Below are 5,250 nucleotides of genomic sequence, written 5' to 3'. Positions count from 1 at the left end.
AAGATCACCAACAGAGTCATGCCGCTGTTTTAAGCCGTGGCCTTGGGTCTAGTAGGACTTGTCCGGCCGATCATGTTCGGAGCCAGATAGCGAGGGCTGCTGCGGTGGCGATGCCGAGGTAGACGTAGCCGCGATTGTCGTAACGGGTGGCCACGGCTCGGTGCTGCTTCAGCCGGTTGATCGCTCGTTCGACGGTGTTGCGTTTCTTGCAGGCGGGCGGCCTGGCTGTCGGCCTTCTCCGGAATGGTGTGCCGGACGCCCCGGCGCCGCAGGTACTCGCGGCAGGGCTCGTTGCTGTATGCCTTGTCCGCCGCGACGAGGCGGCGCCGGGGCGGCGCCACGGGAGATCCCGTACGGCCCCCGTGCCGCGGCCGGCATCCACTACCCCGCAACCGCCCCAGGCCCTTGGACCCGGAGCGGTTGCCGCGGGTAGGGGAGGCAGCCGTGCTCAGCCGCGCGGGGGGTTGTCCTGCCCGCTCTGGGCACCCGTCACGAACTGCACCCGCTGCCGCTTGCCATTGGGGCTCACCCGCCCTGTCCGCCCCTCCGAGAGCACAACACCACCGGGCGTCGCCGGCACCCGCATCCGGGCCTCCGCAACCTGGATCCTGTCCCTGAGGACTCGGCGCTTCTGCTCCACGACCGTGCTCAACGCCGTCAGCGCCTGATACTGCGTGTGAAGCTGGCGCGCCTTGGCCCGACGCTTTTCCATCTTCGCGGCCTTCTTCTCCGTCTTGTCCTTCTTACCCATGGCAGTTCCCCTCCGGATGCTTCCTGCTGTGTTGATTGCGCGGACACGCACGCACGCGGGCCTCTGTAACGACGAAGGACCCCCGGCACACATGCATGTGTGTCAGGGGCCCTTGAAGGTCCGCGGGAACGCAGAAGGCCCCGCGTTAGCGGGGCCCGTCGGAGAGCGGCACGAAGCCGCTCACCAAGAAGGCTAGCTCACCCCGAAGGGCCACAGCAAGCACACCATAAGGAACAGGATTTCCGCAGGCCAGAGGGCACGCGATGGAACTGCGACGCCCCTCCCAACAAAAACGACGCGCCCCAACACCCCACGAGGTAAGCCGATTTGCGCACGCGCCTACACGCGCACGCGTGCTCACGCGTGCCTGAGCGCGCGCACTCGCGCGAATAGCACGCGTAGGCCCAATGCCGCTGACTCTGGGGTGAGTTGCTTGTAGCTTGTGACCGGGAGGGGTGCTGGTGCCACGGGCTGGGCAGGTGAAGTCGCCGGTTGAGGAGCGGTTGTCGGATCGGATCGCGTTGGGGGTGTTGACGCGGGTGTTTCCGGCGGAGCTGGTCGATGAGGTCGTCGCTGAGACGGGGCGGGGCGAGAAGCGGAGTCGGCTGCTGCCGGCACGGGTGACGGTCTACTTCGTGCTGGCGATGTGTTTGTTCTCGGGGCAGGCGTATGAGGAGGTCGCGCGGCTGCTGGTGGAGGGGCTGGCGAGGTCGCGCCAGTGGCGGGGGTCGTGGGAGGTGCCCTCGACCGGGGCGATCTCCCGGGCGCGTGCCCGGCTGGGGCCGGAGCCGCTGCAGGCGCTGTTCGCGCGGGTGTGTCGGCCAGTGGCGACGCCGGAGACCATCGGTGCCTGGTATCGGGGGCGGAGGCTGGTGGCAGTGGACGGCACCACGCTGGATGTGGCGGACACCGAGGACAACGACACCTTCTTCGGCCGGCCGGGATCCGGGCGTGGAGAGGGCAAGGGCTCGTTCCCGCAGGTGCGGCTGGTGGTACTGGCCGAATGCGGCACGCACGCGGTCTTCGCCGCGGCCACCGGCCCCTGCACGACGGCCGAGACGGTCCTCGCCGACAGCCTGCTGCCGCATCTCGAGCCGGGGATGCTCCTGCTGGCCGACCGCAACTTCCTTTCCTTCGACCGGTGGCAGACGGCCGCCGCGACCGGAGCCGACCTGCTGTGGCGGGTGAAGTCCAATGCGGTACTGCCCGTGTGCGAGCAGTACGCGGACGGCTCCTACCGCTCGGAGATCTTCGTCGCCACGGACCGGCGCCACCGGCATCCGCAGCCGGTGCGGGTGGTGGAGTACACCGTCGCCGGACACGAGCAGGCCGGCCCCATCCGGCTGGTCACCACGATCCTCGAGCCCGGCCAGGCACCGGCGGCCGAGCTGGCTGCCTTGTATCACGAGCGGTGGGAGGTGGAAGGGGTGCTGGACGAGATCAAGGTCCACCAGCGCGGCCCGGACGTGGTCCTGCGCTCCAGATACCCCGACGGCGTCGAGCAGGAGGTCTACGGCTTCCTCCTCGTCCACCACGCCGTGCGCCAGGTCATGCACCAGGCCGCAGCCCGGGCCGGGACCGACCCCGACCGGCTGTCCTTCACCCGCTCCCTGCGCGTCGTGCGCCGCCAGGTACCCGCCCAGGCGGCTTTTTCCCCCTGAGCGGCTGGCCACTGCCTGGAACCGCACCCTCGCCGAGATCACCCGACGCCTCTTACCGGTCCGCAGACTTCGCGCGTTCCCCCGCGTCGTCAAGCGCAAGATGTCCAACTGGGGCCTCAAACGCGCCCACCACCGCACCTGGCCCCAGCCCGCCGCCCCACCAGCCGATGCGGTCACCATCGTTCCCGCGTCCAAGACCGCCCCGACCAAGCGAAAACCCAAGGCCACGGCTTAAAGCAGCGGCATTGGGCTTAGTGGGCATCTTCGAGAGCGGCGGCACCATCGGCACCCCGAAACGGGTGGTCCCGCTGCGGGACTGGCTCGAGCGGATGCTCGCCTGGAGCAACGCCGCCCTGGACGCCCACCGCTTCCCGCGCGGCGCCGACTGGCTGGGCCTCGTCCCGAGCGGACCGCACATCGTCGGCGAGTACTTCCAGCGTTCCGCCACGACCCACGGGCGGTACGGATTCTCCATCGACCTCGACCCGCGCTGGGTGAAGCGGACCATCGCCGACGGGCGAGGCGCGGAGGCGTCCGCCTACGCCGAACACGTCATCGACCAGGCCGCGGACGTGCTGCGCACCCAGGACATCGGCGTCATGACCATCACCCCGCCGCTGCTGGAGCGGCTGGCCCGCCGCGAGGACCTGGTCGACCTGGGCAACGAGAAAGTGCGCGCCATCCGCTGGGGCGGTACCCAGCTCGACCCCGACTCCCGTCACCTGTATCGGACGGAGGTCTTCCCCGACACGGTGCTCAGCGGCAACTACGGCAGTACGATGATCCTCGGCTTCGCCGGCGAGCACCCGGGACTGCCCGACAACGGTCCCTGTGTCTTGGACACCCTCGGCCCGTACGTCACCTTCAACGTCGTCGATCCGGAGACCGGCAAACCGGCCGCCCTCGGGGAGCGCGTGCGCGTGGTGGCCCTCCACGTCAGCAAGTCGTTCCTGCTGCCCAACAACCTGGAGCGGGACGTGGCCGCCCGTGTCGAACCGCCCGAGGGCGGATTCGGCGACTCCGTCGCCGACATCGCGCCTATGCAGACATTCGAGAACGAGACAGTCATCGAGGGGGTCTACTGATGTCCGGCTCCAAGGCCGGCGCGCGGCCGGCCGACGGCGGCGCGGACCTGCTCCCGCTGGACGCGCTCGGCGCCAAGGGGGCCTACCGTGCCCGCAACAGGATCACGGTCACCGACGTCAGCGGTGCCGCCACAGCCGAGCTCAGCCTGGTACCCGGACTGTTCGTGCATCGGACGTTGACCGCACTGCGCCGTGCCGCCCCCCTCGCCCCGGACGAACGGGCCGCCGCGCTGCGCCGCGCCCCCGAACTGTTCGCCACCGGCACGGTGGCCGGTCAGTCCGTCACCGCGTACGAGCACTACGTCAGCAGGGTCGGCGGCGTGCCCATCACCGTCGTACGGACTGCGACCCGCTCGATCGCCACCCGCCTGGCGGCGGCGTACCAAAGTTCCCGGCAAGCCCGGCCGCAGGGCACGGCCGACGACTGGCGCGATCGCGCTCACCCGCGTCGGCCGTGCGGTGTGGACCCGGCGCGGCGACGTCTTCGCCGTGAACGCCGCCGGCAACCACCCCGGCGCCCACAGCCTGTGGCCCGAGGCGCTGGCGCTCGGCACTGTCAACTTTGACGAAGCGTCAGATGATCAGCAAGGAGATTCATGATCTCGCCCCGAGAATCCATGGGGGGAATGAAGCTCACGAGCCGAAAGTAGGGGTTTCAAGGCGGAAATTCCGATTGATCATCTGACGCTTCGTCAAAGTTGTCAGTGCCCGGCAGCGGGCAGCAGCTCGTTCGCCCTGGCCCATTCCCCTGCGCGGATGCGCCGGATGGCCCCGCCCGACTCGAGCCAGCCGTCAATGACCCGCTGGGGCGTTGTCAGGTCGAGTTGGTCCTCGGGAGGGTGGTCCGGTTCAGGGCGTGCTGGGTGCGGTGGTGACGGTGGTTCAGGCTGCTGCGGGTAGGCCGACAGTTCCGGTGATCTGGTCCCAGATCGCGAAGCGGGTGATCATTTCGGTGAGGTAGTCGGTGGCGGTCATGAGGTGGCGTCGGGGTCGGAAGTGGGGTGAGATGCCGCTGAACGCTCCCAGGAAGCGTTGGGCCGCGCCGACGGAGCGGAAGGCCTTCATGGCGCGTTCGCGTTGCCTGGTGGGTTGGTGGCTGTTCTCGGCCCGGTTGTTCAGGCCCTTGTGACAGCGGTGCTCGACCGAGGGCATCGCGTAGCGGTGGGCCGCGCCGTAGGAGCGGAGCTTGTCGGTGACGATCACCCTCGGCACCGAGCGGGTCTTCTTCATCAGCTTCCGGAAGAAGCGCCTGGCCGCGGCCTCGTCGCGCCGGTTCTGCAGCAGGATTCGAGCACGTTCCCGTCGGCGTCCACGGCCCGCCACAGGTACCGCTGCCGGCCCTGGATCTTGACGAAGACCTCGTCCAAGTGCCACTTCTCACCCGGCCTCGGGCGCCGCCGGCGCAGCGCCGCGGCGTAGGCGGGGCCGAACCGGCGCGTCCACTGGTGGACCGTCTCGTAGGAGACCACAATGCCGCGCTCGAGCATCAGCTCCTCGACCTCGCGCAGACTCAGGGCGAACCGGTGGTACAGCCACACGCAGTGCGAGACGACCTCCGGCGGAAACCGGAAACCCCGATACGACGGCGTGTCCACGCGAGCCCTCCCGGCGATCCGACCAACAAGATGATCACGCTACCGGAAGAGCCTCCACTCAACCTGACAACGCCCCGGGCACGGCTGACAGACTTCGACGACAAGTGGGGCAAGCGCTACCCGTCGATCGCAGGGACCTGGGAAGTCGGCTTCATACT

4 protein-coding genes and 1 pseudogene are annotated in these 5,250 nt (G+C 69.1%); 3 read left to right on the top strand and 2 right to left on the bottom strand.

All coding sequences use genetic code 11. The features are described 5' to 3' along the window. Positions 1-448 precede the first annotated feature (448 nt). A complete protein-coding gene (locus tag J7E89_RS38035) occupies positions 449-751 on the bottom strand; it encodes a hypothetical protein (protein ID WP_214980758.1) in 303 nt (100 codons plus the stop codon). Positions 752-1,212: 461 nt separating this feature from the next. Here J7E89_RS38035 and J7E89_RS38030 point away from each other — a divergent pair, with 461 nt between their 5' ends. The 3 genes from J7E89_RS38030 (at position 1,213) to J7E89_RS38020 (ending at position 4,063) form a co-directional block, all read left to right on the top strand. After that, entirely contained in the window at positions 1,213-2,412 is a 1,200-nt protein-coding gene (locus tag J7E89_RS38030) for an IS4 family transposase (RefSeq protein WP_214980756.1), read from the top strand. Between the two features lie 254 nt (positions 2,413-2,666). Further along, entirely contained in the window at positions 2,667-3,497 is an 831-nt protein-coding gene (locus J7E89_RS38025) for a long-chain fatty acid--CoA ligase (protein ID WP_214980754.1), read from the top strand. Next, positions 3,497-4,063 (top strand): hypothetical protein, encoded by a 567-nt coding sequence (locus tag J7E89_RS38020; protein WP_214980752.1) that lies wholly within the window; start codon positions 3,497-3,499, stop codon positions 4,061-4,063. The genes J7E89_RS38025 and J7E89_RS38020 overlap by 1 nt, the downstream gene beginning before the upstream one ends. Positions 4,064-4,379: 316 nt before the next feature. Here J7E89_RS38020 and J7E89_RS38015 read toward each other — a convergent pair. Beyond that, positions 4,380-5,092, bottom strand: a pseudogene (locus J7E89_RS38015) (IS6 family transposase). Positions 5,093-5,250: the final 158 nt, after the last annotated feature.

The sequence above is a fragment of the Streptomyces sp. ISL-100 genome (assembly GCF_018614615.1).
Classification (GTDB): Bacteria; Actinomycetota; Actinomycetes; order Streptomycetales; family Streptomycetaceae; genus Streptomyces.
Note: the sequence above shows the minus strand (reverse complement) of the source record. Positions and strands in the feature narration are given on the sequence as shown.